The sequence below is a fragment of the Sulfurimonas sp. HSL3-2 genome, assembly GCF_039645965.1.
Classification (GTDB): Bacteria; Campylobacterota; Campylobacteria; order Campylobacterales; family Sulfurimonadaceae; genus Hydrocurvibacter; species Hydrocurvibacter mobilis.
The window spans coordinates 1710803-1736618 of sequence record NZ_CP147917.1; the positions used below are offsets into that span (position 1 = coordinate 1710803).

A 25816-nucleotide genomic window follows, 5' to 3' on the forward strand; every position below is an offset into this window, starting at 1 on the left:
TAGCAGAACTAATTTTTATTATAAAGATACCGTAATATACGACACTCACAGCATTTTCGCTATTTGATATTAACTAATCTTTCTTTAACCGAAACTAAAATAACATAATTTTTTTTGATAAAAGTGTGATAAATAGGTATTTGTGTAATAAAAGAATGTAGGATTACTTTTTTTTATATAAGCCCCGAATCTTCGGGGGTAAGATGGTTCAATTTTAATGAATAAGATGTTAAATTAAAATTGATATCCGAAGATTTCTTAATCTAATCTGACACGAACTGACTGCTCATGTGCAGTAAGACTTTCTGTGTTTGCAATCAGTGCACAAGCTTCACCTATTTCATTGATTGCAGCTTGGCTAAAAGAGATGATCGAGCTCTTTTTCATAAAGTTCTCTACTCCAAGCGGAGAGTAGAACTTAGCAGTCCCGCCAGTCGGAAGAGTATGGTTTGGACCCGCTACATAATCACCTATTGCTTCAGGAGTATAGTGACCTAAAAAGATAGCTCCGGCATGCTTGATGGAAGCCAGCAGTTCAAACGGATTGTTTGTCGCGACTTCCAAGTGTTCAGGTGCCACTTCGTTCATCAGTCTGACCGCTTCATCCATATCTTTTGTAACGATAATAGCACCGCGTTCCTCGATGGATTTTCTTGCTATCTTTTCACGAGGAAGCTTTTTAAGCCAATTCTCGATCTCAACTTTCACCTCATCGGCAATGCGCTGTGAAGGAGTAATAAGAATAGAGCTTGCCATCTCATCATGTTCAGCTTGTGAAAGCATATCGATCGCAAGATGGTTTGCATTTGCACTCTCATCAGCGAGGATGCCTATCTCGCTCGGCCCTGCGATCATATCTATGTTCACATCTCCAAAGACCATCTTTTTTGCAGTAGCGACAAAGATATTTCCCGGACCCGTAATGACGTCCACTTTCGGGATCGTCTCTGTGCCGTACGCCATAGCAGCTATCGCACTTGCTCCGCCTACTTTATAGACTTCGCTCACACCACATAAGTGACAAGCAGCAAGAAGAAGTTCATTCGGTTCATTGTCCGGTGTCGGTGTGCAGACCACTATGTTTTCAACACCTGCGACTTGTGCAGGGATAACGTTCATCAATAGTGATGAAGGATAAGCAGCTTTTCCACCGGGGATATAAAGACCTGCCGAGTCCACAGGGGTCACTTTCTGTCCGAGTATCGTACCGTTGCTTTCAGTGTCGAACCAGCTTTTAGGTTTTTGTTTTTCATGATATGATTTTATACGGTCGTATGCCAAGTGCAGTGATTTTTTAAGATCGGCATCAAGTACATCATAAGCTTTTTTCATAAGCTCCGTATCGATCTTTAACTCACCGTCATCCTTAGGAGTCCATTTATCGAACTTTGCGATATGAGCTTTAAGTGCACTGTTCTTATCATTTTTTATCTCATTTATTATGCCGCTTACTATCCCGCTGACATACTCTATATCCATCTTTCCGCGACCAAGAAGTTCGTTAAATTCTTTATCAAACTCTGGTGCAGATGTAGTCGTAAAAATCATATTTTTTCCTATCTCAGTATTAGTAATTTTAAAATTATAACTTACTTCTTGTATAGTTATATTTATCCATCTTCTTTTGTTTTTTAAATCTTTTATCTACTATATCTAGAACTTTTAAAAGATTTGCTGCATCGATCGCACCCATTAACGGTTCACTGATCGCTCTGCCTTGATCATCTAAAAACCAGATCGCAGGTGTTCCCGGACGCCAATATTCATCGGGAAACATATCACCGTCATCCGTATATGCGATGTATGTTATAAAGTCTTTGTTAAGTCTGTCTATGACCTGTGCATTTGAAAGAGTGTTCTTCTCTAAGATGACACAGTATCTGCATGTATGACGTGACACGATAAACAAAATAGGCTTCTCGCTGTTCTCTGCTTTTGCAACAGAATCTTTAAAACTGTTTGCAACATGCAGTTCAGCTGCAGATAAAGCTGAAATCAAGAGTATAAGACTCAATAGTATTTTTTTCATAACTTAACCTTTTTTAGGATCTCTTTTACTATTTTTTCCACACTTTTATCTGTCACGTCTATTGTTATATCAGCAACATTTTTATATTGCGGGTATCTTTCTTCATACAACTCTCTTGCTTTGTCGATGTCTTGAAAAAGCGGACGTTTTTTCAGTTTGTTCTGTGCTTTTGGATGGTTTATTATACGTTCATATATCTTATCAAAAGGTGAATCAAGAAAAACGACAGTCCCGATCTTCTTTAGATTTTTGACTTTATAAAATCCGCCACCAGTTGAAATAAGCGTATCTTCCACGCTTTTCTCAAGCCATTTAGCGACTTTTGCCTCTATGTCTCTAAAATATTTTTCGCCCTCTGTCGCGAATATCTTTTTGATCGTCCTGTTTTCCATACTCTCTATAATATCATCTGTATCTATCGCTACTACATCCGCCTGCTTTACCATCTCGCGAGCTACACTGCCCTTGCCCACACCCATAAAACCTATTAATATTATATTTTTCATCTATCTTTCCAAAATTAAAATTTAATTTTTAATGCGCAAGTATACTTTAAAAGCGCTGACAACAGTATAAATACCGTTTTATACTATAATATGACCTATGAAAGAAAAACTCCTGAACATACTTAACAATACAGAGTATCCACAAATAGGAAACGAATTTTTTGAAACGGTCCTATCTCATAAAAATGTCAAAATCGAACTTATACGATCAAACAACGTAAAAAACGGTGTTTTATATAATCAAAAGCATGATGAATGGGTCGTTATCTTAGAGGGAAATGCTATATTGGAAGTTGAAGATGTCAGACATAACCTGATTAAGGGAGACTCTCTGTTTATAAAAGCAGATACGCCCCATAGCGTCATCTCAACCGATGAGAAGACACTATGGCTGGCAGTGCATATATTCTAGCTTCTAAACTCATCGATTCTAGATTTAAGCGAGTTTGCCACCTCTAAAAGTTTTGTAGACTCTGCATCTATTTGATTCACGCTATTTTCATTTTGTTTTGAGAACTCATCGATCTTATTTATCTTCTCAATGATCCACTCTATGTTTCTAACGATCTCCTGAGTATCTTCAAAAGACTTATCAGCGACTTCTATCGAGAAGTTCATCGCTTCAGAAGTCGTATTGATCTTACCTTCTACATCAGACGATATCTCTGTAAGTGCAGAAAGGTTTGAAGCATTCTGCCCCATTGAGTCACTCACATCGTTGATCGACTGAACGATCGTTCCGACACTGATCTCGATCTGCATAAGACTTTTTTGAGTACGTTCAGCAAGTTTTCTTACTTCGTCTGCAACGACTGCGAAACCACGTCCGTGTTCACCTGCACGCGCCGCTTCTATCGCGGCATTAAGTGCTAAAAGGTTTGTCTGATCTGCGATGTCTTTAATGATATCCAAGACCTCTTTTACCTGATCTGCATCATTTTTAAGTCCGCCTAATTGAGAAGCGAGTTCAGTCTCTACTTCCATATACTCATCGACTCTGCCTACAAGATGGCTAAGCGCGTCTTTAGCAGTCAACAGCTCTGTATTTGCCGATGATATATGTTCTTGTGTCTCTTTTGTCACATCTATCGATCTGTTTAATATATCTTTTATCGAACCTGTTTTTTGTGTTGTCTGATTAACGATATCTCTTTCACTAGAGATACTTTTATTTATAAGATCGGCTTGGCTTGACATGTTTTTTGCGATATCAATATTTTGCTTGCCTAAGTTTTTCACTTCATTGATCGTATCTTGTACAACTTCGATGAAACTATTGACCGATGAAGCGGCATATGCAAACTCATCTTTGCCCGATACATTGATACGTTTTGTCAAATCTTTGTCGCCCTCGACTAAAGAGTGTGCACGGCAACCCAGGTTTTCCAAAGGGTTGATAACAGCTTTTGAGAAGAACAGCATGACCAGTGAAACAAAAGCGATACATGCTACGACTAAATAGATAAGAAGAGTCATCTTCGTATGATTGATCTCTTTATCATTTTCAGCGAGTGATACGGTCATATCCATAACACCTAAAACTTCACCCTCATTTATGTTGACGTGACATTCCAGACAGCTTTTTTGAGCGATCAAAGGTTTTAACAATCTTATAGTATGATGGCCGTTTCTTGATTCAATGATATTGCTTGTTCTTGTTTTAAATATGTCGGCTACTAAAGGATCCGTAGTAAACTTGCTCTCAAGGCCAAAAAGTTCGATTACGTTTTTAGATTTAGCGACACTGATATCGTCAATACCTTTGATCAACTTTTGAGACTCTTTTAAAGTCTCTTCGACTACTGCCGGATCACCCGCAAGCATACTTCTTGAAAGTGTTTGAAACACAGAATCACTAAGCATATGAAGTGACTTCTGAGCAGTCTTATTTGAAAACTCATTAAACGTCTCTGAGAGGTAATAATACATCCCTATAATCCCTATGATACTAACCGAAATCGTTGAGAAAATGATTTTTGACTTAACTGTTGAGAGCATAAAAAACCTTTAATGAATTTTGAAACATTATTGTAGCATATCAAAAGGAATATTAAAAGAACTCTTTTGTATAATAAAAAAACAAAAAAATTAAGGCAAGTGATATTATGAGTAAACGCATTCTTGATTTAGTAAAACCCGGTGTATTGTCTGGTGATGACGTTAGTTTAGTATATAAAACAGCAAAAATGATCGGATTTGCTATCCCTGCAGTCAATGTTGTAGGAACAGACTCGATTAACGGTGTTTTAGAAGCTGCAAAGCTAGTCAATTCACCTGTTATTATTCAATTTTCAAACGGTGGCGCCAGCTACTATGCAGGCAAAGGCCTAAGTAACGAAAATGAAAAAGCGGCTATCGTCGGAGCGATATCTGGTGCAAAACATGTGCACCTGATGGCTGAAGCTTACGGTATCCCTGTAATTCTTCATACAGACCACGCAGCTCGTGGACTTCTACCATGGATCGATGCACTTTTAGATGCTAGTGAAGAGCATTATAAAGAGACTGGAAAGCCGCTTTTCAGCTCACATATGCTTGATCTTTCAGAAGAACCGATAGAGCAGAATATCGCTACATGTAAAGAGTACTTGGCTCGTATGGATAAGATCGGAATGACTCTGGAGATAGAGTTGGGCGTTACGGGCGGTGAAGAAGACGGCGTCGATAATTCACATATCGACAACGCACTTCTTTACACACAGCCTGAAGAGGTAGCATATGCTTATGAAGAACTTTCTTCAATAAGTGACAGATTTACCATCGCTGCTTCATTTGGAAATGTTCACGGTGTCTATAAACCGGGGAACGTAGTACTTACTCCAAAGATATTAGATAACTCACAAAAATATATTCAAGACAAATACAATACGGATGAAAAACCCGTAAACTTTGTATTTCACGGCGGAAGCGGTTCTACACTTGAAGAGATCCGTGAGGCTATCAGTTACGGTGTTATTAAGATGAATATCGATACAGATACTCAGTGGGCGACATGGATAGGTGTCAAAGAGTATGCTGAAAAGTATCATGATTATCTGCAAGGGCAGATCGGAAACCCTGAAGGTGACGAGAAACCGAATAAAAAATACTATGATCCGAGAAAATGGTTAAGAGCGGGACAAGTAACACTTGTCGAGCGTGTAAAAGTCGCTTTCAGTGATCTTAACGGATTAGATAGAAACTAATCCTTTATACCTATATCTATCTAACATACTTGCATTTCCGGTGGTTCCGCCACTGTGAATGTAAAGTATCTCTTCATCGGTCTGTTCTAAGATCATCTTCCAAAGTTTAGGTGCATACACCAAGTCAAACTCTATACCGCTCTTTTTTAGCTTTTCATATATCTCTATAAACTCTTTATACGGTTTTGCAAAATGATATTTCTTTTCAGATTCAAGTATGATCAGGTTATCCGGTACTTTTTCAAGTGCCGACATCTGTTCTAAAAGGTACTTTTTATCCCCTATTGCAGGTGTCGTATATACTTTATACTCCGGTAAAGCAAGGGCTAGATACAGTGCAGTTGTGCCTGTTCCTGAAGGTGTCGCTATGCTTCTTACATGTAAGCCCGATTCTCGTATCTCGCGAGCCAACTCTTCTATGCCCTCTTTCGCACTTTTATCCGCACCGCCCTGATGCAAAACAAATGTCTTTTCATCAAGATTCAGCATAAGGGATGCTACAAAATCTTTATATAGTTCCAGTTCAAGTTCTTTATGGATCATTCCCAGTTTTATAGCTGTCGCATAATTAGAGTTTGGATTTTCTTTTACATGTAAAGGTTTTGTGTAGTACTCAAATATCCAGCCTTTTTCTTTACACAGTGCTGCAATTGCGAGCATAGCATTCGACTGTGTACCGCCGTAAGATATGATTTTGTTAAATCTCTCTTTTGGTGTGTTGATAAGAGCATAAAGTTTTCGGTATTTGTTTCCGCTTAAATACGGATCTATGAGGTCATCTCTTTTGACGTAGAAGGAACGTCCATCGAGAAAGATCTTCTCAATGGACGATAAAAAATTTTTAGTATTATTTAGACGGTACAATTTTTGCAGATTTTTGTAGTTCTTGCATCTTCGCTTGAACGACAGTTTTGAATTTATCCATTTTCAAACGTTGCTCAATAAACTTTTTGACTTCATCAAGTGAAAGAGTACGAGCCGGTTTTTTGTCTTTTAAGTAGATAATATGATATCCAAACTCACTTTTTACCGGCGTAGTCGTAATTGTTCCAACATCCATACTAAATACTGCTTTATCAAATGCAGGGACCATTTGACCTTGAGTAAATGTACCTAGATCACCGCCTTTTGGTGCAGACGGTCCTGTTGAGTTTGCTTTTGCAAGGTCAAAGAACTTACTTTCCAGATCAGCACCTTTTAAGAACTTCAATTCACCGATAAGTTTCTTTGCTTCATCCTCTGTTTTCACTAGGATATGGTAAGCATGCACACGCTCTTTTTCTTGAAACTCAGATTTGTTTTTATTATAATAATCTTTTATCTCTTTTTCACTGACTGTGATCTTATCAGCTACTCTTTTTTGCCATAACTGTACAGCTAATCTTTTTTTGATCTGTTCTGTGACTTTTGCAAGCTCATCTTTAAACTCTTTGCTCTTGTCGATTCCAAGTTTTTTAGCATCGTTATACACGACTTCCTGCATTACCATCTCTTGAAGAATACGCTGACCGAGCTGCTGCTGTTTATCTTCAGGCAATGATTTAAATCTTCCTTGAGTCGCCTGCATTAAAGCTTCATTTACTTCATCAGAAGTGATCGCTTTACCGTTTACCGTTACAAGTGTATTTGCGCTTAAAGTAGTCGCAACTAAAGCGACTGTCGTTAAAACTTTTTGTGCTATATTCATATATTCCCTTTTTTTTCTTTATAATAGTAGTTTATAACTTATATGTTAACAATTATTAAACAAAATTATCCAAATTAGTTTTATTTGTTAACTTTTCGCTTAAATATCTGTCGATCACCTTAAGTAAAAACTCTCTGTCTATTGGTTTTGCCAAGTGAGCATCAAGTCCGGCATTTAAGATTCTTTCCCTATCCCCCGACAATGCATGAGCCGTTAAAGCGATAACAGGAGTAAACACTTTTCTTTTTTTATCATACTCTTTTATCAGTCTGGTCGCTACGATACCGTCCATTATCGGCATATCGATATCCATCAGTACCAGATCAAAATTCTCTTTTAAAAACATATCTACCGCGATCTGACCGTTATCTGCCGTTGATACGTCATAGTTCTGGTTTTCAAGAATCGTTTTTAAAAGTCTTTGATTGATCTCATTATCTTCCGCAATCAGTATTTTTGCCGTCACTAAAGTCGGAGTCATATCCTTGAATGTAGTGTGTTTCAACTTATCTGACGGTGCTTTTTTCCATAAGACATTTAAAACATCATACAGTTTTTGAGGCAATAACGGGAGTATGACAAACCCGTCTATCTCATCCATAACCGCTTCACATCTCTGTTTTGACTCTTTACTGCACACCTGGACTATCTGCAAGTTTTTATAGTGTGTCTTAATAGAATTGATACGAGAGTTGCTGATATAATCGGTCAAGATAAACAATGCGATCGAACTATCTAACTCTTTATGCGCCAGACCGTCGATCTCGACAACCTCCACTTCAAACTTTTTCAGGTACTCTTCTAAAACTTTCAGTTGAATAGATGAACCGTGTTCCTCTGCCCAGACTGCGACCTTGCTTTTTGCAACAAACTCATACGGAGTCTTTTCAACGATCTTGTGGATCACTTCAAAATAAAAACGGCTGCCTTTACCAAGCTGGCTTTTTACTTTTAACTTCGTACCTAAAATATTTAAAAGTTTATGAGATAGATTTAGACCTATGCCCACACCGCTTTCTGCTACTCTTTGTTTTTCATGGACTGCTGCAAAAGGTCTTAAAATAGTCTTGAGTTTATCCTGCGAGATCCCTATACCGTTGTCACTGACAGAGTACTCTATCTGTACATTCTCTTTGTTATATCTTGCTTTTAACTCTACAATGATCTTGCCGTCTTTGCTTTTTGAATATTTCATTGCATTTGATATAAGGTTTGTAAGTACTCTTTTTATCTTATAGAAATCTCCCGTCATCTCTTTTGGAATATGCGGATCGATCAAAAAGAATATCTGCTGCTTGTTGTTCCCTGCTATTGTGCAATACTCGCTAAAGAGTCTTTCAAACTCTACAAACGGAAAGAATGATTCGTTTTTCGCTTCTACAGAACCGCTTTCGATCTGCATGAGATCCAAAAGGTTTTCTATATTGTCCATCATCATACGAGAACTGTTATCTATGTTGTGGACATATTCTCTTTGAGAGTTATCTAGATTAGAGTCTTTTAAAAGTTCAGTGTAGCCTATGATACTGTTCATAGGTGTTCTAAACTCATGAGAGATATTCTTTAAAAACTGCTTTTTAAAGTTTTCAAAGTATGCATGAGCTTTTTTTGCTCTTTCGATGATAAACTGATTTTCCAGTAAGATCAGGTGCAGTACGACATTGTTGAGTGCAAAACTTTGCAGTCTAAGAGTACACGGGATGACCTCTCCGGATTTGTTCTTGATATCGATGCAGTGGTCTTGCCCCTCTTCTAAAGTTCTTATCCAACCGTCGACTCTGACATCTACACATCCCTCTTTCGGTTCTACAAGCTTATCCATATCGCCATAGTACTCTAAGAACTCATCATAAGTCGCAAACCCGAGAGCTTCATATGTGGAGTAGTTACAGCCTAGAAGTTCTCCATTATCGTCCAATATAAAGAAGAGATGTTTTTCAAGTTTTGCAAACGCGATTATTATCTCAGCATGTTCCGGAAACTGTTCTAATACTTTTGTAAACCCTTGCATTTTACACCATCATTTCAGATAAATACTTATTCAAGATAAGATCAAGTTTATTACGAGTCAGAGGTTTTGACAGATAGTCATCAAGACCTTCAGCTAGCAGTCTCTCTCTGTCGCCTTCCATAGCTAAAGCGGTGACTGCGATGATCGGCATAGTATGCCCATTGCTTCGCAGATGTTCTTTGATCTCTCTTGTTGCCATAACGCCGTCTTTTACAGGCATATCGATATCCATAAAGACGATATCGAAGTCCTTATTATTACAGATATCGACCGCTTCCTGTCCGTTTGATGCAGTCACAACACGGATATTATACTCCTGCAGCAATATCTTTATCAGTCTTTGATTGATAAGATTATCTTCAACGACTAAAGCCTGAATATCGAGTCGCATCTGTTTTGGAGCATGTTTCTCTGTTTGCTCTTGCAAAAAGACCTTATCAAGATGTTCTGATACAGTTAATGGCAGTAACGGTTTTACAATGACATTATCTACGATATGCGTCATCTTCGTCTGTAATTTTTCATTGATATCAAGCATATATATAACCGGGACTTTTTTGTTATGCGTTCCCAGTTCCATCAGCCAAGAAGATTTATCTTGTGATGCCACTATATATAGTGCATCGATATCATCATAGATATTTTTATCGATACTGTTGACTTTTGTCACTCCCACAGAGAAAGATCTCAAATAAGATGTCAAAAGGTTTGCATCATCAATTTTAGACTCATCTAAAAGCAGTACTTTCACATTTTTCTGAACAACCATTTTAAATGACTGTCCGCTGTATTTAGCAAAGTCCAGTGAAAAGTTAAATATCGATCCTCTTCCCTCTTCACTTTGTATCTTAAGCTCTCCGCCTAAAAGATGTACCAACCCGTAAGAGAGGCTAAGCCCTACTCCCAGTCTTTGATCTGGCTGGTCTGAAGATATAAACGGCTGTGTGATCTCTGAAAGTCTGTTTGCAGAGATCCCCTTCCCGTTGTCTTTTACACTAAAACCTACACTGCAGGCTCCGTGTAAAAGCTTTTTCAGTAGTTTCACCTCAACAATGACTTTTCCGCCTCTAGGCGTAAATTTTATCGCATTTTGTACCAAGTTGTTGATGATCTGTCTTATCTTGTGAATATCGCCTTCCATTGTCTCCGGCAGTTTCGGATCTATAAAGAAACTGACATTGATACCCTTATCTACTCCGTCTTCTGTAAAATATTTTGCAATATCCTGCATATCGTGAGCTAGTGAAAACTCTGCTTTACTGACAGTCAATCTGCCGCTTTGCATCTGAGCAAGATCAAGCAGTGTCTCTATATTTGACATCAGACTTTTTGCGGAGTTATTCGTCATCTTCAGATATTCCATCTGCTTTGGCGTAGGACTTGTCTTCTCTAAAAGATATAAAAATCCAAGTATACCGTTCATCGGCGTACGGAACTCATGTCCGATATTTGACAGGATCTTTGTCTTTAAGGCTTCGATCTCATCGGCTTTTGCTTTAGCATTTTCAAGATCGGTAATATTTTTCAATTCAAGGATATAAAGTTCTTGTCCCGTTTCTTTAAAAATTGTATTTTTCACCATAAAGTCTAAAGTTTTTCCATCTTTAGACTTTGCTTCTACCTGATAACCCTCTTTATTATGGATACGGATATAGTCCATCCAGCTTTTGTCGTCTTCGGTAAAGATCTCTTCTGATTCAGAGGTAAAAAGTTCTCTAATACTGTCGTAGTCATCTCTAAAATCATCAATATGTTCGAATCCGAAAATTTTCAAGAAAGAGCTATTGGCACCGATATATCCATTTTTCTTACTGAAAAAAAGGATAGCCGAATCATTAAGATCTAAAAGTTTATAAAAGAGGTGTTTGTTAACAACCTCTTGTTCTTCCAAGAAACTTGAAGCTGAATTACCCTCTTCATCTTTGCTAAAAAGTTTTGAAAAAAAACTAAAAACAGACATCTTATATCCTTGTTAATATGGAAATTTGAACTATTCTATCATATTCTAACTAAAAAATGTAATCTTTTTATATTATCCTGATAAAATTATATTTATGAAACTAGCAACTAAAAAAGAGATTCAAGAGATACATAAAATCTTCATAGAACATTACAGCGATGCCGTTACTGAACTCCACTACAGCAATGCTTATGAGCTTGTGATCGCCGTGGCACTCTCGGCACAATGTACCGACAAAAGAGTAAACCTGATAACACCGGAACTCTTTAGGAAGTACCCTGATGTATATGCTCTTGCAGATGCTGATATCGACGATGTAAAAAAACTGATAAACAGTTGTTCATTTTTCAACAACAAAGCCGTCAACATCGTAAATATGGCTAAACGGGTCGTCGAAGTATACAACGGAGAGATTCCGCTCAATGAAAAAGATCTTGTGACACTTGCAGGAGTCGGTCAAAAGACCGCCAACGTAGTTATGATAGAGTACACCGGTGCAAATCTGATGGCTGTGGATACACATGTCTTTAGAGTATCTCACAGATTAGGTCTCAGTAAGGACGATACTGCATTAAAGACTGAAGCGACTCTCGTTAAAAAATTTAAAAACGATCTGCATGCACTTCATCAAGGGATGGTCTTGTTCGGAAGATATATCTGCACGGCAAAAAATCCAAAGTGCGATACCGAGTGCTTTTTAAAAGAGTTTTGCAAGACTACAGAGAGTTTTAAAGCTAAATAATAGATCTTGACATCATTATTGAAAAAATTATATTTATTTACACAAAAATATTTGCTACAAATAATATTTTAGATACAATCTCTCTTATGTTAAAAGTCTCTATTTTATTATTTACTTTATCGGCTCTTTTGTTTACGGGATGTGTCAACAGACGCGGTATATCTGCAAAGTACTACAATGACTGTAATGAATACTATGATTCTAAAGGGTACTACCATAAAGATTGCGATGAAAATATGATAGAGTATGAAGATGTAAAAAAAGTTTTCCGAACTAAAGAGCAAAAGCCTACCGGAAACGTTTGGTAGACTCTACAAAAAAAATTCTACTTTATAGCGATAAAAGTCGCAAAATTTCCCCATCTGAAAATAGCTTCACAATGAGAGAATCCGCACTCTTTTGCCATTTTGATGTTCTCTAATTCAGTGTAAGGGATCAAGACGTTCTCCAGAGCTTCACGTTTTTGCATGATCTCATACTGAGAATAGCCCTGCTCCTTTTTAAATTCATAATAATAATCTATCAGCTCTTTGTTTAGCAGTTTATGTTCACTGATGACCTTCTCGCTAAAAAGAAATATGCCGTTTTCATTCAGACTTTCACAGATCTTTTTTATCAGCTTTTCACGGACAAGCGGACGAATGAACTGCAGTGTATAGTTGCTTATAAAGACATCCGCTTTTTTATAATCATACTCCAAGATATCACCGTCGTATACTTTTACATGTGAACCGAATGCGTCTATCTTCTTCTTTGCCTGTTCAAGCATCGCTTTAGAGTTGTCTATACCGATAAGCTCCACGTCTTTTTTATCCATCTCACGCTCAATTGTAAGCAGCGTAGATGCAGTCGAACATCCAAGATCGTATATAATAGAACCCTCTTTTACATGCTTACATGTAAAGTGTTTCGTGATCTCTTGAGACTCTTTATAAAATGGAACGGAACGAGAGAGCATATCGTCAAATACCGCTGCGACATCCTCATCAAACTCAAACTGCTTTTCTATAGGTTTTGTAAAAACTTTATCTTTCATACCTGTACTTTACTGTTTAAATATATTTTATTGGAACCAGTGGCGTTTTTTTAACGTCACACCGTTATACTCATCTATCAGTACTCTTTTTACTTCATCATCCGATATCGATATAAGGACGCTTTTGCCTTCATCGTCTATCTTTATCATCTTTGGTTTTTTATTAAGATAGACAAAGTTTCCGCTTCCCAAATGCTCAAAGACAAATGACAATATATGATTTGATTTCGGAAGTTGAAGATTTTGCAAAGAGATGTCATCTATCATAAACTGATATATAAGACGTTTTGCAAGCAGCAGAGATGCAAAATATGATGATGTTTCACGAGCTTCTTTTGTCGAGACAAGTTTTGCCTGCATCGTCCCTAAGGGATTGATATTATCCACATTTGCACAGGAGATCCCTACTAATGTAACGAACATCTCATCCTGACGACCGCCATAGTAGTACTGCAGGCCGTCCTGACAAACAGCGTCATATTTTTTATTTTTAAAATCCTGTATAAACTCTTCAGTTGTTTTTGCATTTATATTGATAAAAAATAGCATAAAAATTAAAACAATATTTCTCATAAATATACTTCCTTAGCAATTCTAATGTAAAATTATATCTAATTAAAGATAGTTCTAGGTACAATCCACATTATTGTTTAAAGTTTGGAATATATGATAAATAAAAAATTTACTAACACTGATATTGTCCTGATCGATATCATCGGTTTTTCTCGCAACTCATCCAGAGAACAGTTAGAGATCATTACCTATTTAACAAGAAGTTACTCCAAAATGATACGTACTCTGCTAAATAATTCTCAAATGAGCTTTAGCAAGATGATCGAAGGTATTGTACCTACCGGTGACGGCTTTTATTGTATCTTGAACCCTAGGCTTAAAGGGTACGGCGTAATTTTAGGACTGAACTTTATATATTTTTCCGAACTCATCAGCAAAAGAAATAAAGATTTTGCCGGTGTTAAAGTCGCTGTCCATACAGGTGAGATATCACCCTTTACAGACATACTCGGGCATACAAACTATATCGGTGACGGATTAAACGACTGTGCAAGATACCTGCAGATAAAAAACGTAAGCCCAGCAGCTCTTATCGCTTCAAAAGATGCTTTTGACTCATTTGAAAAGTGGCTAAGTTTCCATCCTGACTTTGAAGAGCTGATGATCGAAAGAGAACTAAAACGCAGCTCTTTACAAGAATTTGAAGATAAACATGGTAAAATAAGAGCCACTTATCTTGTTTGGCTAAGACATTCAGGTATCATTAACCCGCCAAATATAAATTTTAACTCTCTATTAATGTAAGGAAATAACTATGCGTTTTACGATTGATGAGTATTCAAAACAGTTTAAAATGTCAAAAGAGATGATAAATTCTAAACTAAGATCCAAAAGACTAAACTACATCATTGAAAACGGCACTACATATATCATAGTAACGAGAAGTTCACTCGACCAAGAAAAAAGAGAAGAGATACATCAGCAAAATATGCAAAAAAAATCACAAGAACCGGATTCAAACATAGCAACTAAAAAAACAACCGTAGGTATGATCCTATCTCTTTATCAAAGAGAAAATGCACAGTTAAAACAGAAGATAAAAGAGTTAGAACACAAAATAGACTCACTTATCAATGATAAAGAGCAGATGCTTCGTGACGAAAGAGACAGAATCGAAAGTGTCTACAATTCAAAAGACGAACAACTTAAAACTATACTTGAACTTATAAATAAAAAATTCCTACTCGAGCAGAAGAGTGAGACGGTACATGAGGTCAGTCTCAATGAATCCGAAACCATAAATGCATCTTTTGACGATGCTTCGTTTGTAGAACTAAAATACTATTTAAAGACATTGGATATCGAACCTTACCAAAGAAAGATCATTAAAAGAAGATTTTTAGATGCCAGGGAACATGATATTAGAATCATAGAGCAAAACGGGAAAATATTTCTAGATTTTGCCAAATATGATTATTCAGATCTCTTAAAGTATTGAGATCTTGATCAAGATTAGAGTATAGATGCAAAAACCCACACTTACCAGAAATATTGATTCATTATTAAAAGAGTTCGCATCAGATACCTTTACCCCGCTAGACAGTTGCGACTTTAAATTACTCGGAACCGTCACATATATAAAGTATCCAAACGACGAATCATTCACCAAGATCCCCGATGAGCTTTATAAACAATACTCACATGATATCAATGATGTCACTAAAGATAAAGTAAACATCAATCAGATATATAAGATCGAACTATTCGTAGCTCATGAGTGTACTGTAAAACTTGAATATCAAATAATTTTTGATAAATTCAGTACACACCCTAAACTTATAATCCTGCCCTCATCACATATTCCATATAAGACGATGCAGCCAAAAGAACTTTATCCGCTGTTGGTCAATGAGCTCAACAAGATCAAAGCGAAAAATAGGATATTGATCAACTTTCATCACAAACAGATGCTGGATGATCTTAAAAAGTTCATCAGACATCTGTATGCCGGAAATTTTACGAAACCTGTCAAAATACTTTTGTTTGAAGGGATAGAACCGGAACTCTCTATGCAGAGTTCAATAGATATGGTCTTTAAAAATAAAAGATCTCCTAACCATCAATTAATCGAAGTCGATCAAGATGAACTCATCTTAGAATACAGAAAACCTATCTTTGGATCAAACGGTTTTAACTGCTACGGAAAACAGGTAGAACACGGTGAACTCGATACAAAAAGCTTTGATCTGGAAATAGACGATGAATCGATCTATACTGAAGAAAAAGACAACAGACTGCTGCTAAAAAGCAGAAAAAAGGGGTATGTAGACTACAACGACGGCAGGATAGCCGTAAGCAATGTCGTAAAAGTAAATAAAGTAAATCGTGTCCAGTCTAAAATAACCGATGATGAAGATAACGATATAGAGATCGTCGTGGCACAAAACGATATCACAAAAGACAGTGTAGGAGAAGGTACCGAGATAATCTCCGAACGTATACATATAAACGGTCATACCGGCAGTAAGTCTCTTTTAGAAGCTACAGACCTTGTCATAGAAGGGGCTACGCACCAAGACTCCAATATATTTGCAAAAAATGCCAAAGTCAATAGACACAAAGGTACACTCAGATGTAACAGAGCCGAAGTGAAGCTTCTTGAAGGCGGAAAGATACATGCATCTTATGCAGAGGTCGGTACATGTCTCGGCGGAAGTATCTATGCTAAAGACGTCGTTATAGATCATGTAAAGAACAACGTGACTGTTTATGCTTCTAACTCTATCACTATACGACTTGTCAGCGGTGAAGACAACAACTTTACTATCGACTATCATAAGATACCTGTCGTTACAAGCCAAATCTCTTTAATAGATGCCGATATAGATGATCTGAAGTTCAGACTTGAAGACGCACTTAAAGATACTGCTAAAGATGTCTCGGGCATAGAGAATGAGATAAAAGCATTAAAACATGAAAAAGAGCAGATAATCAACTCCTCGCTCAAAGCGACTATATATATAAAAAATGCTCTGCATGGCTTGAATGTCATTAAATTCGCTCTACCGAACAATCAAGAGATCATCTATAAGACACTGGCTAAACAATACGACAAGTTCTACCTCGAACTTGATGAAGACAAAGTCACCCTGCATCCCGTCGGGATTACAAAAGAGATCTAATCTCTTTCCCCCTTCAAAACTATCAATTCAACTAAAACCATCTCTATAAATTAATTATCTTTATTTTCAACAGAATATTTTTTTACAATTTTTATACGTTTTTTCGTATATAATATACATTATATAAAATAATTAATACAATATAATAGTCTTAAAATACAATTAATGGAATATTTTATACAATTTATATAATATTACATACCTGTTTACGTATAATTTAAGCTTTAACCTGTATAATAATCGGTATGGAAATCATTGACTTATTTAATATTCTTCACAATGCAGTTGAAGCTCAAAACAATGGTAAGAAAATATCTCAAAAAGATATGTCTAAAAAACTGGGCATTCCTATGAGGACTTATCAGGACTGGAGACTTGGGAATACAAAGCCTCAAGCTTCAATAGCTGTGATTAAAATGCTTGGATATTTAGAAGACGATGAGATCTTAAGAGTAGTAAGAAAAATAAATAAACTTGGAGATAATTAATATGAATACATTAACAGAAAAAGAGAGAAGCGGCCTAGAAGATGTGTTTAATTCAATCCATGTAGACAAGACAAAGTACTCTATCAGTAACTATCTATCTTCATTTTTACTTATAGATAAAAGCTCTTTTAAACCGAAAATGTTTACTTTTAAACTGAAAAAGGGCATTAAATTAACGAAAATATCACGATTATTCAGCGATTATGTAGAAAAGAAGAAAAATTTAAGCAAATAAATTATAAAGTATAGCTAGCTGAATCACTTGTAGATGCCTTTAATACTAACTTTCAGGTCATTTACGGTGTATCGCAATCTTCAAATATATTAAGGGTGGATTAATGAATAAGGCACAATTCGTTGAATTAGTTCAAAAAAGTGGTAATTACAAAACTAAAGTTGAAGCTGAAAACGCTATTAAAGCTTTTACAGAAGCTGTAACAGAAGCATTAGTGAAAAAAGAAGATGTATCTCTAGTTGGATTTGGTAGTTTTGGTGCTGCACTTCAAAAAGGTAAAAGCGGTAAAGTTCCTGGAACTAACAAGACTTATACTACTCAAGACAAAATGGTTCCTAAATTTAAAGCTGGTAAAGGTCTTAAAGATCGTATCGCTGCTGGCAAATAACTCTTTTTTTAATGCCGCTTTTTATTTGCGGCATTATAATATTTGTATAACAAATTCAATCTTTTATGAAAAATTAAATTTGCTATATAAATCTCTTATGAAGTCATAATATGTTTTCTTCTCTTATATCGTCTCTGTTCTCAAAGAACAGCAATACTCTAAAAGTACCTGATTCCATACTTGTTAAAAAAGTACAAGAGTGCGCACATGAGAACTTTTTATATCTTTTTAAAGATGCCAAGATCTTTCATCATGCAGAGTTACTGGAAATCCCTCTACTGCTTGTCGATCCCAAAAGAGGCATATATATCTTTGAATACAAGACATGGTGCTATCATGAAATAAAAGACTTAAAAGCTTCAAAAACTTCCCAACAAGACTCTTCTAAAAACTCTCTTGCTTTTGAATCAAAACACGACTATATAAAAAAAAGGTTTAATGAAGTACTGAACAATGACGGTACTGATATATATAACTTTGTCTTAATGGAAAATCTTACAAAAGAGGAGTTTGAACATCTTGATAGTTCATTCCAGGAATTCATACCTCAAAGTAAAACACTCTTTAGTTCAGATAGTATAGAAGATATTAAACACAAGCTTTTCGGTGCATCTGAAGAGAAATCGGACATATTGGATGCTGAGAGCATCATATCGACACTCTTTGTTCAGAATATAATAATCGATAATGAAAATCATATAAGAATAACATCTGATGAACAAAACGCTATTATTGAACATGAGTTCTCAGGTATAAATTACATATCTACCAGAAACTGTTCAGGAAAGACAAGTACTATCCTTCTCAAAGCTATTTATGAACATCTTCTAAACAGAGAGAAGAACATCAGCATTGTACAACCGACATATATAGCCTGTGAACTTTTAAAGCAAAGACTTTTAAATACTGTCGAACACGCGATAGTAGAAGTGGATTTTTCAAAGATATCTATTATCACGCCGCATGATTTTAAAAATAAGAAAAGTGACTTTATCCTCGTTGACGACGCATCGATGTTAGATAAAAAGTTTATAGACTATATTATAGGTATGAAAAAAGACACACTGGTCTTTGAAGAGCATGACCCTACAAAAATATATAGATTCACTTTAGATAAATGCTATAGAAGTAAATCGACTATTGAACTGTTACATGGAAATCCTTACGCTTTGACATTTCTAAATCTGCAAAGACTCCTTGAAAAAAATATAGATGCAAAAGATATATTGATCATTACGACGGATGATGACGACAAGTATAAAATCATTGAAGACTTAAGTTCTTTTGTTGAAGACACCCCGACCATACTAGACCCTTTCGATACTTTAAATAACCAAGATCTAGAGCATATTCTAATAGCTAATTATGATGAAGTATTTGACTTTTCAAGAGATTATGTATTTGTCTTCAACCCTAGAGATATTGAAGCAAATCTATTTAATTTTATATTTTCAAGAGCTAACAAGAAAACATTTGTAATATACGATGATGATAATAAGCAAATAGGAAATATAGATGCAGAAAATTTCTAAAACAGACAAAGAGTGGCAAGAGCAGTTAGCACCGGAAGTATATAACGTATGCAGAGCCCACGGTACAGAAGCACCCTTTAGCGGCGAATACTATGACTTCAAGGGTGATGGAGTTTATAGCTGTACTTGTTGCGGTCAAAAGCTTTTTGACAGTCAGACTAAATTTAATTCCGGAACAGGATGGCCTAGCTTTTATGAAAGTATTGATGATGAAGCTGTCACTGAAGTAAAAGACACCTCACACGGTATGACAAGAGTTGAAGTGTTATGCTCAAAATGCGATGCGCATTTAGGACATGTTTTCCCTGACGGTCCGCAACCGACAGGCCTTAGATATTGTATAAATTCTGTCTGCCTGGACTTCGAAGAGAGATAATCTCTCTCTTCAATGAGTTAAAAATATACCTCAACACCTAAAGTATAGTTGTTTACAGTCTCTCCCATATTTGTGTAACCGAAATACGCACTGACATTTCTGCTGATAGCGACACCGACATCGGCACCTGATGAAAGACCAAAATCTCTACTATTTATCTTATCACCTACATTAGGCAGCATCACACCTAAACGCGGGCGGACGAACATCGGTGAATTTTTAAAACATATATCATATGTCAGATAAGCAGCCACTGTTTGGACTTCCACTTTTTTTGATGCCGGATTTTTCGGTTCACTTATAGATCTCGTATATTCAGCTTCTACACCGAGTTTAGGTAAAACTTGATCGATATGAGCACCTGCTTTTAAGTTCATCCCGATTCCCGAGCTATCATACGCATCCGGAACCGCTTCGACATTAAGCCCTGCTCCTACATAAAGACTGTTGCTTTCTTCTGCTGCATTAAGAGATAAAGCTCCGGCTAAACCACAAGTAACTAAAATTGATATGATTTTTTTCACGTATCCTCCAACGACTGATTTTCTTAATTATAACACTTATTTGATATAATGACCAAAAAATTTGGAGAATAGAAATATGAAAAAAATCATAATCTTGCTATTACTGTCGATCTCGTACCTTTTTGCGGCAAATCCGATAGTTGTTCTTGAAACTACACAAGGAAAGATTGAACTGGAACTTTATCCTGATGTCGCACCCAAAGCCGTAGAGAACTTTGTTACTCATGTTAAAAATGGATATTACGATCATGTAGCGTTTCATAGAATAATACGTAACTTTATGGTTCAAGGCGGAGATCCTACAGAAACAGGACGCGGCGGTGAGTCAATATGGAAAAAACCGTTTGCTGATGAATTCAAACCCGGATATGCATTTGATGATGCCGGAGTACTGGCAATGGCTAATGCCGGAGAAAATACAAACGGCAGTCAGTTCTTTATAACAACGACCCGTACAGGCTGGCTGAACGGCCATCACACTATCTTTGGTCATGTCGTCGGTTCTATGGATGCATTGATGAAGCTTAATGAAGTCCCTACTTCAGGCAGATATGGCGGAGACAGACCGTTAGAGCGTCAAGAGATCATAAAAGCGTATATCAAGAAATAGTGTTATAAATTTATAAAAAGAAGCATATCTAAGAGAGATTCTCTTAGATATATAAAAGTAGTTACTTAATCAACCGCAAGAAGGTTCTTTTCCAGAATCAGAACCGTATTCATACAAGAAATCTTTCAGATCCTGCATTTTCTTCTCAAATCTTTCACCGTTGACATATTCCTCAGCTTTTGTACCTTTATGCCATGCTTTGAATTGTGCTGCATTGTTCTCAAATGCTGCATTCCACTCAGCCTGAGTTTTCATCTTAGCCCCTTTGACACCGTTGCCATGGCATGATTTACATTTTTTTAAATAAACTTTTTTCCCCTTGCTGATATCCGCAGATGCAGAACTACTCATCATCCCGACAGCTACCAATACCGCCAATAAAGCTGAAGCGCTTTTCATCATAGTGAAACTCCCTAAATTAAATTTTCTTATTCGATTATACATAATAAAATCGAATATTACAAATCTATCACATTGTCATCACTAAAACGATCATTGGTCGTTACTCTTCTACATACCTGTTTTCACTGAATTGTTTCATTCTTACCGGATATCTTAGTTTATCTTGACGCATTTTTTTATAAAGTTTATCTTTCATCACAGCTAGTTCTTCACTATTTACTTCAAAGAACTTCATCATCTCTTCATCTGAGACATTTGCACTGTCCATTGTAAAAAGTCTTAACTCTTTTTTTGTAAGCTTTCTTTTTAAAAGTGCATACAGCTCTTTTTCATCATCTATAATCATAGTCGGATCAACTTCATAGAACTTACTGATAACATCTCTTATAGTAAGATCCTGATGATATTGTTTCCATACTGAATTTTCTAACATTTTTTTCCTTATATATGTTCTAAGATCTTTGTCAGATCTTTTGTATTTATCTCTATCGTCGCTTCTTTTCTGAGTATCTCTTTTGCACAAAATGCGACTCTGGTACCTGCATGAGCGAACATAGAGAGATCATTTGCACCGTCACCGACTACCATTGTCTCCTCTTCGCTTACATGTAACAAGTTTTGTAAACGTATCAGCATATCGCCTTTTGAAAAGTTAAACATCATATCTCCACCGACTAAACCGGTCAATACACCGTCTTTATGATGCAATGCATTTGAGAAATCCGCATCGTATCCCAGTATATCTTTAGCATATGTCGTAGCCGTTCTAAAACCACCGCTAAAGCAGACTACATTCATCCCGCGCTGTTTCAACTCTTTTATAGTCTCTATTGCACCGTTCATATAAGGCAGAGAATGGCTGATCTCTTCGACTTTTTTATATGGAAGCCCTTTTAAAAGAGAGACTCTCTCCTGCAGGCTTTCAAAAAAGTCTATTTCTCCATTCATTGCGCGTTCTGTAATGATCGCGACTCTCTCTCCGATACCCAGTTCTTTAGCAAAAAAGTCTATTGTTTCTCCATCCATTAATGTTGAATCAAAATCAAACACAGCTAACTTCATAAATTTCACTCACTTTAGTTATAATTACGCAATTATACAATAGAGTTGTTCCATAACTCTCATTTTAGGAATATATTTGTTTACAGAACTTTTAGATAAATTAAAAAACTCGACCTATATCACGCTTGAGACTACGCCTGGACACTCTCCAAAGTTCTCTAATGTCATTGATAAACTTGAATCTCTCGGTCTTCAAAACTTGGTTGACGGATTCAGTACGACAGATAATCCTCTGGCAAAACTAAAGTACAACTCTCTTTTTGCTGCAAAGATGCTGCAGGAGAGATTTAACAAGCCTGTAATAGCGACAATGAGTATGAGGGACAGGAACATCATCGCCCTGCAGTCTGATCTGCTTGGTGCTAATGAATCTGACATAAGAGCGATACTTGCCTTAACCGGTGATCCAGCTAAACTTTCAGACCAGCCCCATGTCAAAGGTGTCTTTGAAAGCGACAGCACTCTTTTACTCGATATCATCGCATGCTTCAATTCATCGATCGATTATGCGGGAAAACCTTTTACCGTCAAGCCGGAGCCGATCTACCCGTTTGGTGTTGTAAACTCTTATGCGAGAAACCCGAAAACACTACAGAAAAAGATGCAGAAAAAAGTGGCCAAAGGTGCAGTAGGGATCATTACACAGCCTGTGTATGACATCGAAAGTACAAAACTTCTTTTAGAATTAATGGAAAATGCGAAACAGGAGTCTTCATTGGGTACGGATGATGCGACACTGATACTCGGAATCTTTCCTATAACAAAACTTAGAACTGCACAGTTTTTAGCTTCACACGTACCGGGCATCAACGTACCTGATATCTGGATAGAAAAACTTAGACGTGCAAACGAGATATCGCCTGAGGAAGAGTACAAAGTAGGATTCGAACTTAGTAAAGAGCTTTTTGAATCGATAAAAGAGATACATCCAAAAATACATCTGATGACGGCGAACCAGTTTGAGATCGCCAAAGATATACTAATATAATTACACGCAAGGGAAAAGATGATAGATTTAAAACTACTGCAAAAAGATTTTGAAAATGTTTCAGCACAACTCAAGAGAAAAGGTGTCGATGAAGAGATACTAGCTGATCTAAAAGTAAAAAATGAGACGTTGAAAGAAGCAAAAGCTGCTTATGAAGCGGCACAAGCTGCACAAAACGAGATGAGTAAACTTTTTGGAGTCTATAAACGCGAAGGCAAAGACATAGCTGAGCTCAAAGAGAAAGTCGATGCTAACAAAGTGAAAGTCACGGAACTTCTTGATCTGCAAAGAGAGGCTGAAGAGGCACTCATCACTCGCGCTATGGCTGTACCGAATCTTCCGGATGCCGATGTACCCGACGGTGAAGATGAAGAGAGCAATGTCGAGATAAAAAAAGTTTTAACTCCTCGCGAATTCAGTTTTAAACCAAAAGAGCATTGGGAACTTTCAGAACAAAACGGCTGGATCGATTTTGAACGCGGTGTGAAGCTTGCAAAAAGCAGATTCAGTGTTATCAACGGTATGGGTGCGAAACTCGAACGTGCACTTATAAACTTTATGCTTGATTTTAATGAAAAACGCGGATTTAACGAAGTCAGTGTTCCTCAGATCGTTAACCGCGGTGCACTTGAAGGCACGGGACAGCTTCCGAAATTTGAAGAGGATCTTTACAAGATAGATGGTGACGAGTTGTATCTTATCCCTACTTCAGAAGTCCCGTTAACCAATCTTTATCAAGACGAGATCATCGCAGCAGAAGAACTGCCTATCAAGATGACTGCACATACTGCATGTTTTAGAAAAGAAGCAGGAAGTGCGGGACGTGATGTGAGAGGGATAATCAGACAACATCAGTTTCACAAAGTCGAACTTGTAGCCATTACAAAACCCGAAGAGAGCGATATAATATTTGACGAGATGGTAGCTTGTGCATCAGACCTGCTTGAAGCATTGGACCTTCCGCACAGACTTGTGACTCTTTGTACCGGAGACCTTGGTTTTGGTGCGGCAAAAACTGTTGATATTGAGGTATGGCTTCCCGGTCAAGGACAATACAGAGAGATAAGCTCAGTATCAAACACTCGCGACTTTCAAGCGCGCCGTGCAAAGATAAGATACAAAGACGGTAAACAAAACACTCTTGTCCATACGCTAAACGGTTCATCACTTGCAGTGGGACGTACTATGGTAGCTATTATGGAAAACTTTCAAAACGAAGATGGGACTATCTCTATGCCGACGGTACTTGAAAAGTATCTATAGAGATATAAAGGCATAAATTTATTTATGCCCCTTTCACGACATTTAACATAAAAATACACATTATTTAATAAAACTAATTACTGTTTAATTTCTTTACGTTATAATTTCATAAAAACAAACAATACTATCTGTATGTAAAGAGAAATTAGAATGGCTGCCGCTAGATATATTCCGATTGATAAAAGCATTATTCAAGAAGGTATGGTATTTGGATTTGATCTATTTTTTCCTTCAGAATCAAAAACAGAGATGCACTGTTTTAAAGAGAACGGCATACCTGTCAGTTGTGATGAAAGATCAATGCTCGATACACTTAATACTATATATATAAATGAAACTGAGTATGCAGATTATGAACAGTTCTGCAAAGATGTTATCGATTCTTCACAAGAAGTGGATGCTATCAACTCACCGAACGACACTGCTTTACTATACAAAAATGCTTCTGAAGTCTTGAACTCTCTTTTTAATAATCCGGAAACACTAGGGAACTATGAAGCATGTAAAGAGGTAGTAAGTGATCTTGTAGACACCATCTTAGTAGATAATTTCACGCTGAAGTCTTTACTTGTCATCGCTTCACATGATTACTACACTCATACACACTCGATAAATGTTGCCATATATGCACTCAGCCTCGGTTCTTTTTTAGGTCTACAGCAGGAGACCCTGGCGGAACTAGGCGAAGCAGCACTCTTACATGATCTGGGCAAAAGCAAGATTGATCCCGCTATTATCAATAAAAACGGAAAACTCACTGACAAGGAATTTCAGGAAGTACAAAAGCATTCCGACCTGGGATATACGGTTGGGTTAAAGTTAGGTATAAAAAATAAAAACGTGTTACAAGGAATAAGACATCATCACGAAAAAATGGATGGTACAGGATATCCATTAAAATTAAAAGGAAAAGATATTCCTTTATTTGCCCGCATCATAGGGGCATGTGACATTTTTGATGCCTTAACGAGCAGAAGAACCTATAAAGAACCTATGACGACATTTGATGCATTAAAACTGATGAAAACGACTATGAAAGAACATTTAGACGTTAGATTATTAGACAAGATGATCACTATGTTCAAGGAACCATAAGT

General features: G+C 36.8%; 30 protein-coding genes. 16 read left to right on the top strand and 14 right to left on the bottom strand.

Translation table 11 applies throughout. The annotated features are described in order from the left end of the window. Positions 1-258 precede the first annotated feature (258 nt). Genes hisD through WCX87_RS08605 form a run of 3 tightly spaced genes read right to left on the bottom strand, consistent with a single transcriptional unit; the run spans position 259 to position 2535 of the window. Positions 259-1548: a histidinol dehydrogenase gene (gene hisD / locus WCX87_RS08595; RefSeq protein ID WP_345979244.1), complete on the bottom strand. Its 1290-nt coding sequence runs from the start codon at positions 1546-1548 to the stop codon at positions 259-261. Between the two features lie 34 nt (positions 1549-1582). Further along, positions 1583-2029, bottom strand: a complete 447-nt coding sequence (locus WCX87_RS08600; protein WP_345979246.1) for a DUF255 domain-containing protein — start codon at positions 2027-2029, stop codon at positions 1583-1585. Further along, entirely contained in the window at positions 2026-2535 is a 510-nt protein-coding gene (locus WCX87_RS08605) for a shikimate kinase (RefSeq protein WP_345979248.1), read from the bottom strand. Before WCX87_RS08605 ends, WCX87_RS08600 begins: the two co-directional genes overlap by 4 nt. 97 nt (positions 2536-2632) lie before the next feature. Here WCX87_RS08605 and WCX87_RS08610 point away from each other — a divergent pair, with 97 nt between their 5' ends. After that, positions 2633-2947, top strand: coding sequence for a cupin domain-containing protein (locus WCX87_RS08610; protein WP_345979250.1), 315 nt, complete (start codon positions 2633-2635; stop codon positions 2945-2947). On the opposite strand, the gene WCX87_RS08615 is transcribed toward WCX87_RS08610, so the two are convergent. Beyond that, the gene (locus WCX87_RS08615) at positions 2944-4464 is read right to left on the bottom strand and encodes a methyl-accepting chemotaxis protein (protein ID WP_345979252.1); all 1521 of its coding nucleotides are present in this window, start codon (positions 4462-4464) and stop codon (positions 2944-2946) included. The genes WCX87_RS08610 and WCX87_RS08615 overlap by 4 nt on opposite strands. A gap of 176 nt (positions 4465-4640) precedes the next feature. Between WCX87_RS08615 and fbaA the strand changes: the two genes are divergently transcribed. Beyond that, positions 4641-5720: a class II fructose-bisphosphate aldolase gene (gene fbaA / locus WCX87_RS08620; protein ID WP_345979254.1), complete on the top strand. Its 1080-nt coding sequence runs from the start codon at positions 4641-4643 to the stop codon at positions 5718-5720. Here fbaA and WCX87_RS08625 read toward each other — a convergent pair. From WCX87_RS08625 to WCX87_RS08640, 4 genes are read right to left on the bottom strand one after another with little or no spacing between them, the layout of a single operon-like run. Next, a complete protein-coding gene (locus WCX87_RS08625) occupies positions 5706-6584 on the bottom strand; it encodes a 1-aminocyclopropane-1-carboxylate deaminase (RefSeq protein WP_345979255.1) in 879 nt (292 codons plus the stop codon). The two genes, fbaA and WCX87_RS08625, sit on opposite strands and share 15 nt — an antisense overlap. Continuing rightward, positions 6568-7407, bottom strand: coding sequence for a peptidyl-prolyl cis-trans isomerase (locus WCX87_RS08630; RefSeq protein ID WP_345979256.1), 840 nt, complete (start codon positions 7405-7407; stop codon positions 6568-6570). Before WCX87_RS08630 ends, WCX87_RS08625 begins: the two co-directional genes overlap by 17 nt. 55 nt (positions 7408-7462) lie before the next feature. After that, positions 7463-9418, bottom strand: coding sequence for a response regulator (locus tag WCX87_RS08635; RefSeq protein WP_345979258.1), 1956 nt, complete (start codon positions 9416-9418; stop codon positions 7463-7465). A 1-nt stretch (position 9419) separates the two neighbouring features. Next, positions 9420-11378: a response regulator gene (locus WCX87_RS08640; RefSeq protein ID WP_345979260.1), complete on the bottom strand. Its 1959-nt coding sequence runs from the start codon at positions 11376-11378 to the stop codon at positions 9420-9422. A 94-nt stretch (positions 11379-11472) separates the two neighbouring features. Here WCX87_RS08640 and nth point away from each other — a divergent pair, with 94 nt between their 5' ends. Together nth and WCX87_RS08650 are read left to right on the top strand one after the other, a co-directional pair. Further along, a complete protein-coding gene (gene nth, locus WCX87_RS08645; RefSeq protein ID WP_345979261.1) occupies positions 11473-12120 on the top strand; it encodes an endonuclease III in 648 nt (215 codons plus the stop codon). Between the two features lie 86 nt (positions 12121-12206). Continuing rightward, positions 12207-12428, top strand: coding sequence for a hypothetical protein (locus WCX87_RS08650; protein WP_345979263.1), 222 nt, complete (start codon positions 12207-12209; stop codon positions 12426-12428). Positions 12429-12445: 17 nt separating this feature from the next. On the opposite strand, the gene cmoA is transcribed toward WCX87_RS08650, so the two are convergent. Next, positions 12446-13156: a carboxy-S-adenosyl-L-methionine synthase CmoA gene (gene cmoA / locus WCX87_RS08655; RefSeq protein WP_345979265.1), complete on the bottom strand. Its 711-nt coding sequence runs from the start codon at positions 13154-13156 to the stop codon at positions 12446-12448. Positions 13157-13183: 27 nt separating this feature from the next. Continuing rightward, positions 13184-13729: a hypothetical protein gene (locus WCX87_RS08660; RefSeq protein WP_345979266.1), complete on the bottom strand. Its 546-nt coding sequence runs from the start codon at positions 13727-13729 to the stop codon at positions 13184-13186. A 93-nt stretch (positions 13730-13822) separates the two neighbouring features. On the opposite strand from WCX87_RS08660, the gene WCX87_RS08665 reads away from it, so the two are divergent. From WCX87_RS08665 to msrB, 8 genes are all read left to right on the top strand, one after another. Beyond that, positions 13823-14473 (top strand): hypothetical protein, encoded by a 651-nt coding sequence (locus WCX87_RS08665; protein WP_345979267.1) that lies wholly within the window; start codon positions 13823-13825, stop codon positions 14471-14473. A gap of 10 nt (positions 14474-14483) precedes the next feature. Then, positions 14484-15167, top strand: coding sequence for a hypothetical protein (locus WCX87_RS08670; RefSeq protein WP_345979268.1), 684 nt, complete (start codon positions 14484-14486; stop codon positions 15165-15167). 25 nt (positions 15168-15192) lie between these two features. Then, on the top strand, positions 15193-16851 hold the full coding sequence (locus WCX87_RS08675) for a hypothetical protein (protein ID WP_345979270.1): 1659 nt from the start codon (positions 15193-15195) through the stop codon (positions 16849-16851). Positions 16852-17096: 245 nt separating this feature from the next. Further along, the gene (locus tag WCX87_RS08680; RefSeq protein ID WP_345979271.1) at positions 17097-17339 is read left to right on the top strand and encodes a helix-turn-helix transcriptional regulator; all 243 of its coding nucleotides are present in this window, start codon (positions 17097-17099) and stop codon (positions 17337-17339) included. A 1-nt stretch (position 17340) separates the two neighbouring features. Next, complete coding sequence (locus tag WCX87_RS08685) at positions 17341-17574, top strand: hypothetical protein (protein ID WP_345979273.1); 234 nt, start codon at positions 17341-17343, stop codon at positions 17572-17574. A gap of 103 nt (positions 17575-17677) precedes the next feature. Next, entirely contained in the window at positions 17678-17962 is a 285-nt protein-coding gene (locus tag WCX87_RS08690; protein WP_345979275.1) for an HU family DNA-binding protein, read from the top strand. Positions 17963-18072: 110 nt separating this feature from the next. After that, positions 18073-19494, top strand: coding sequence for a hypothetical protein (locus WCX87_RS08695; protein WP_345979277.1), 1422 nt, complete (start codon positions 18073-18075; stop codon positions 19492-19494). Beyond that, complete coding sequence (gene msrB / locus WCX87_RS08700; RefSeq protein WP_345979278.1) at positions 19478-19870, top strand: peptide-methionine (R)-S-oxide reductase MsrB; 393 nt, start codon at positions 19478-19480, stop codon at positions 19868-19870. The genes WCX87_RS08695 and msrB overlap by 17 nt, the downstream gene beginning before the upstream one ends. 17 nt (positions 19871-19887) lie before the next feature. On the opposite strand, the gene WCX87_RS08705 is transcribed toward msrB, so the two are convergent. Further along, entirely contained in the window at positions 19888-20394 is a 507-nt protein-coding gene (locus WCX87_RS08705; protein ID WP_345979280.1) for an outer membrane beta-barrel protein, read from the bottom strand. Positions 20395-20470: 76 nt separating this feature from the next. Here WCX87_RS08705 and WCX87_RS08710 point away from each other — a divergent pair, with 76 nt between their 5' ends. Continuing rightward, positions 20471-21004: a peptidylprolyl isomerase gene (locus WCX87_RS08710; RefSeq protein ID WP_345979282.1), complete on the top strand. Its 534-nt coding sequence runs from the start codon at positions 20471-20473 to the stop codon at positions 21002-21004. Positions 21005-21073: 69 nt separating this feature from the next. On the opposite strand, the gene WCX87_RS08715 is transcribed toward WCX87_RS08710, so the two are convergent. The 3 genes from WCX87_RS08715 to serB all read right to left on the bottom strand — a co-directional run bounded on the left by WCX87_RS08715 (position 21074) and on the right by serB (position 22468). Further along, positions 21074-21406, bottom strand: coding sequence for a c-type cytochrome (locus tag WCX87_RS08715; RefSeq protein WP_345979284.1), 333 nt, complete (start codon positions 21404-21406; stop codon positions 21074-21076). A gap of 100 nt (positions 21407-21506) precedes the next feature. Further along, positions 21507-21839, bottom strand: coding sequence for a hypothetical protein (locus WCX87_RS08720; RefSeq protein ID WP_345979286.1), 333 nt, complete (start codon positions 21837-21839; stop codon positions 21507-21509). Between the two features lie 8 nt (positions 21840-21847). After that, complete coding sequence (gene serB, locus WCX87_RS08725) at positions 21848-22468, bottom strand: phosphoserine phosphatase SerB (protein WP_345979287.1); 621 nt, start codon at positions 22466-22468, stop codon at positions 21848-21850. 76 nt (positions 22469-22544) lie between these two features. Here serB and WCX87_RS08730 point away from each other — a divergent pair, with 76 nt between their 5' ends. From WCX87_RS08730 to WCX87_RS08740, 3 genes are all read left to right on the top strand, one after another. Next, entirely contained in the window at positions 22545-23456 is a 912-nt protein-coding gene (locus WCX87_RS08730) for a methylenetetrahydrofolate reductase (RefSeq protein WP_345979289.1), read from the top strand. A gap of 18 nt (positions 23457-23474) precedes the next feature. After that, positions 23475-24719: a serine--tRNA ligase gene (gene serS, locus WCX87_RS08735; RefSeq protein ID WP_345979291.1), complete on the top strand. Its 1245-nt coding sequence runs from the start codon at positions 23475-23477 to the stop codon at positions 24717-24719. 150 nt (positions 24720-24869) lie between these two features. Then, on the top strand, positions 24870-25814 hold the full coding sequence (locus WCX87_RS08740; protein WP_345979293.1) for an HD-GYP domain-containing protein: 945 nt from the start codon (positions 24870-24872) through the stop codon (positions 25812-25814). Positions 25815-25816 lie beyond the last annotated feature (2 nt).

Excerpts from the sequence above, each read along its gene's own strand:
- nth (WP_345979261.1), top strand. The coding sequence starts at position 11,473 with ATGAAACTAGCAACTAAAAAAGAGATTCAAGAGATACATAAAATCTTC.
- WCX87_RS08740 (WP_345979293.1), top strand. The coding sequence starts at position 24,870 with ATGGCTGCCGCTAGATATATTCCGATTGATAAAAGCATTATTCAAGAA.
- WCX87_RS08680 (WP_345979271.1), top strand. The coding sequence starts at position 17,097 with ATGGAAATCATTGACTTATTTAATATTCTTCACAATGCAGTTGAAGCT.
- WCX87_RS08605 (WP_345979248.1), bottom strand. The coding sequence starts at position 2,535 with ATGAAAAATATAATATTAATAGGTTTTATGGGTGTGGGCAAGGGCAGT.
- WCX87_RS08615 (WP_345979252.1), bottom strand. The coding sequence starts at position 4,464 with ATGTATTATTACCTCTCAGAGACGTTTAATGAGTTTTCAAATAAGACT.
- msrB (WP_345979278.1), top strand. The coding sequence starts at position 19,478 with ATGCAGAAAATTTCTAAAACAGACAAAGAGTGGCAAGAGCAGTTAGCA.
- cmoA (WP_345979265.1), bottom strand. The coding sequence starts at position 13,156 with ATGAAAGATAAAGTTTTTACAAAACCTATAGAAAAGCAGTTTGAGTTT.
- WCX87_RS08610 (WP_345979250.1), top strand. The coding sequence starts at position 2,633 with ATGAAAGAAAAACTCCTGAACATACTTAACAATACAGAGTATCCACAA.
- WCX87_RS08650 (WP_345979263.1), top strand. The coding sequence starts at position 12,207 with ATGTTAAAAGTCTCTATTTTATTATTTACTTTATCGGCTCTTTTGTTT.
- WCX87_RS08640 (WP_345979260.1), bottom strand. The coding sequence starts at position 11,378 with ATGTCTGTTTTTAGTTTTTTTTCAAAACTTTTTAGCAAAGATGAAGAG.
- WCX87_RS08685 (WP_345979273.1), top strand. The coding sequence starts at position 17,341 with ATGAATACATTAACAGAAAAAGAGAGAAGCGGCCTAGAAGATGTGTTT.
- serB (WP_345979287.1), bottom strand. The coding sequence starts at position 22,468 with ATGAAGTTAGCTGTGTTTGATTTTGATTCAACATTAATGGATGGAGAA.
- serS (WP_345979291.1), top strand. The coding sequence starts at position 23,475 with ATGATAGATTTAAAACTACTGCAAAAAGATTTTGAAAATGTTTCAGCA.
- WCX87_RS08675 (WP_345979270.1), top strand. The coding sequence starts at position 15,193 with ATGCAAAAACCCACACTTACCAGAAATATTGATTCATTATTAAAAGAG.
- WCX87_RS08670 (WP_345979268.1), top strand. The coding sequence starts at position 14,484 with ATGCGTTTTACGATTGATGAGTATTCAAAACAGTTTAAAATGTCAAAA.
- WCX87_RS08710 (WP_345979282.1), top strand. The coding sequence starts at position 20,471 with ATGAAAAAAATCATAATCTTGCTATTACTGTCGATCTCGTACCTTTTT.
- WCX87_RS08660 (WP_345979266.1), bottom strand. The coding sequence starts at position 13,729 with ATGAGAAATATTGTTTTAATTTTTATGCTATTTTTTATCAATATAAAT.
- WCX87_RS08690 (WP_345979275.1), top strand. The coding sequence starts at position 17,678 with ATGAATAAGGCACAATTCGTTGAATTAGTTCAAAAAAGTGGTAATTAC.
- WCX87_RS08715 (WP_345979284.1), bottom strand. The coding sequence starts at position 21,406 with ATGATGAAAAGCGCTTCAGCTTTATTGGCGGTATTGGTAGCTGTCGGG.
- hisD (WP_345979244.1), bottom strand. The coding sequence starts at position 1,548 with ATGATTTTTACGACTACATCTGCACCAGAGTTTGATAAAGAATTTAAC.
- WCX87_RS08720 (WP_345979286.1), bottom strand. The coding sequence starts at position 21,839 with ATGTTAGAAAATTCAGTATGGAAACAATATCATCAGGATCTTACTATA.
- WCX87_RS08600 (WP_345979246.1), bottom strand. The coding sequence starts at position 2,029 with ATGAAAAAAATACTATTGAGTCTTATACTCTTGATTTCAGCTTTATCT.
- WCX87_RS08695 (WP_345979277.1), top strand. The coding sequence starts at position 18,073 with ATGTTTTCTTCTCTTATATCGTCTCTGTTCTCAAAGAACAGCAATACT.
- WCX87_RS08635 (WP_345979258.1), bottom strand. The coding sequence starts at position 9,418 with ATGCAAGGGTTTACAAAAGTATTAGAACAGTTTCCGGAACATGCTGAG.
- WCX87_RS08665 (WP_345979267.1), top strand. The coding sequence starts at position 13,823 with ATGATAAATAAAAAATTTACTAACACTGATATTGTCCTGATCGATATC.
- fbaA (WP_345979254.1), top strand. The coding sequence starts at position 4,641 with ATGAGTAAACGCATTCTTGATTTAGTAAAACCCGGTGTATTGTCTGGT.
- WCX87_RS08630 (WP_345979256.1), bottom strand. The coding sequence starts at position 7,407 with ATGAATATAGCACAAAAAGTTTTAACGACAGTCGCTTTAGTTGCGACT.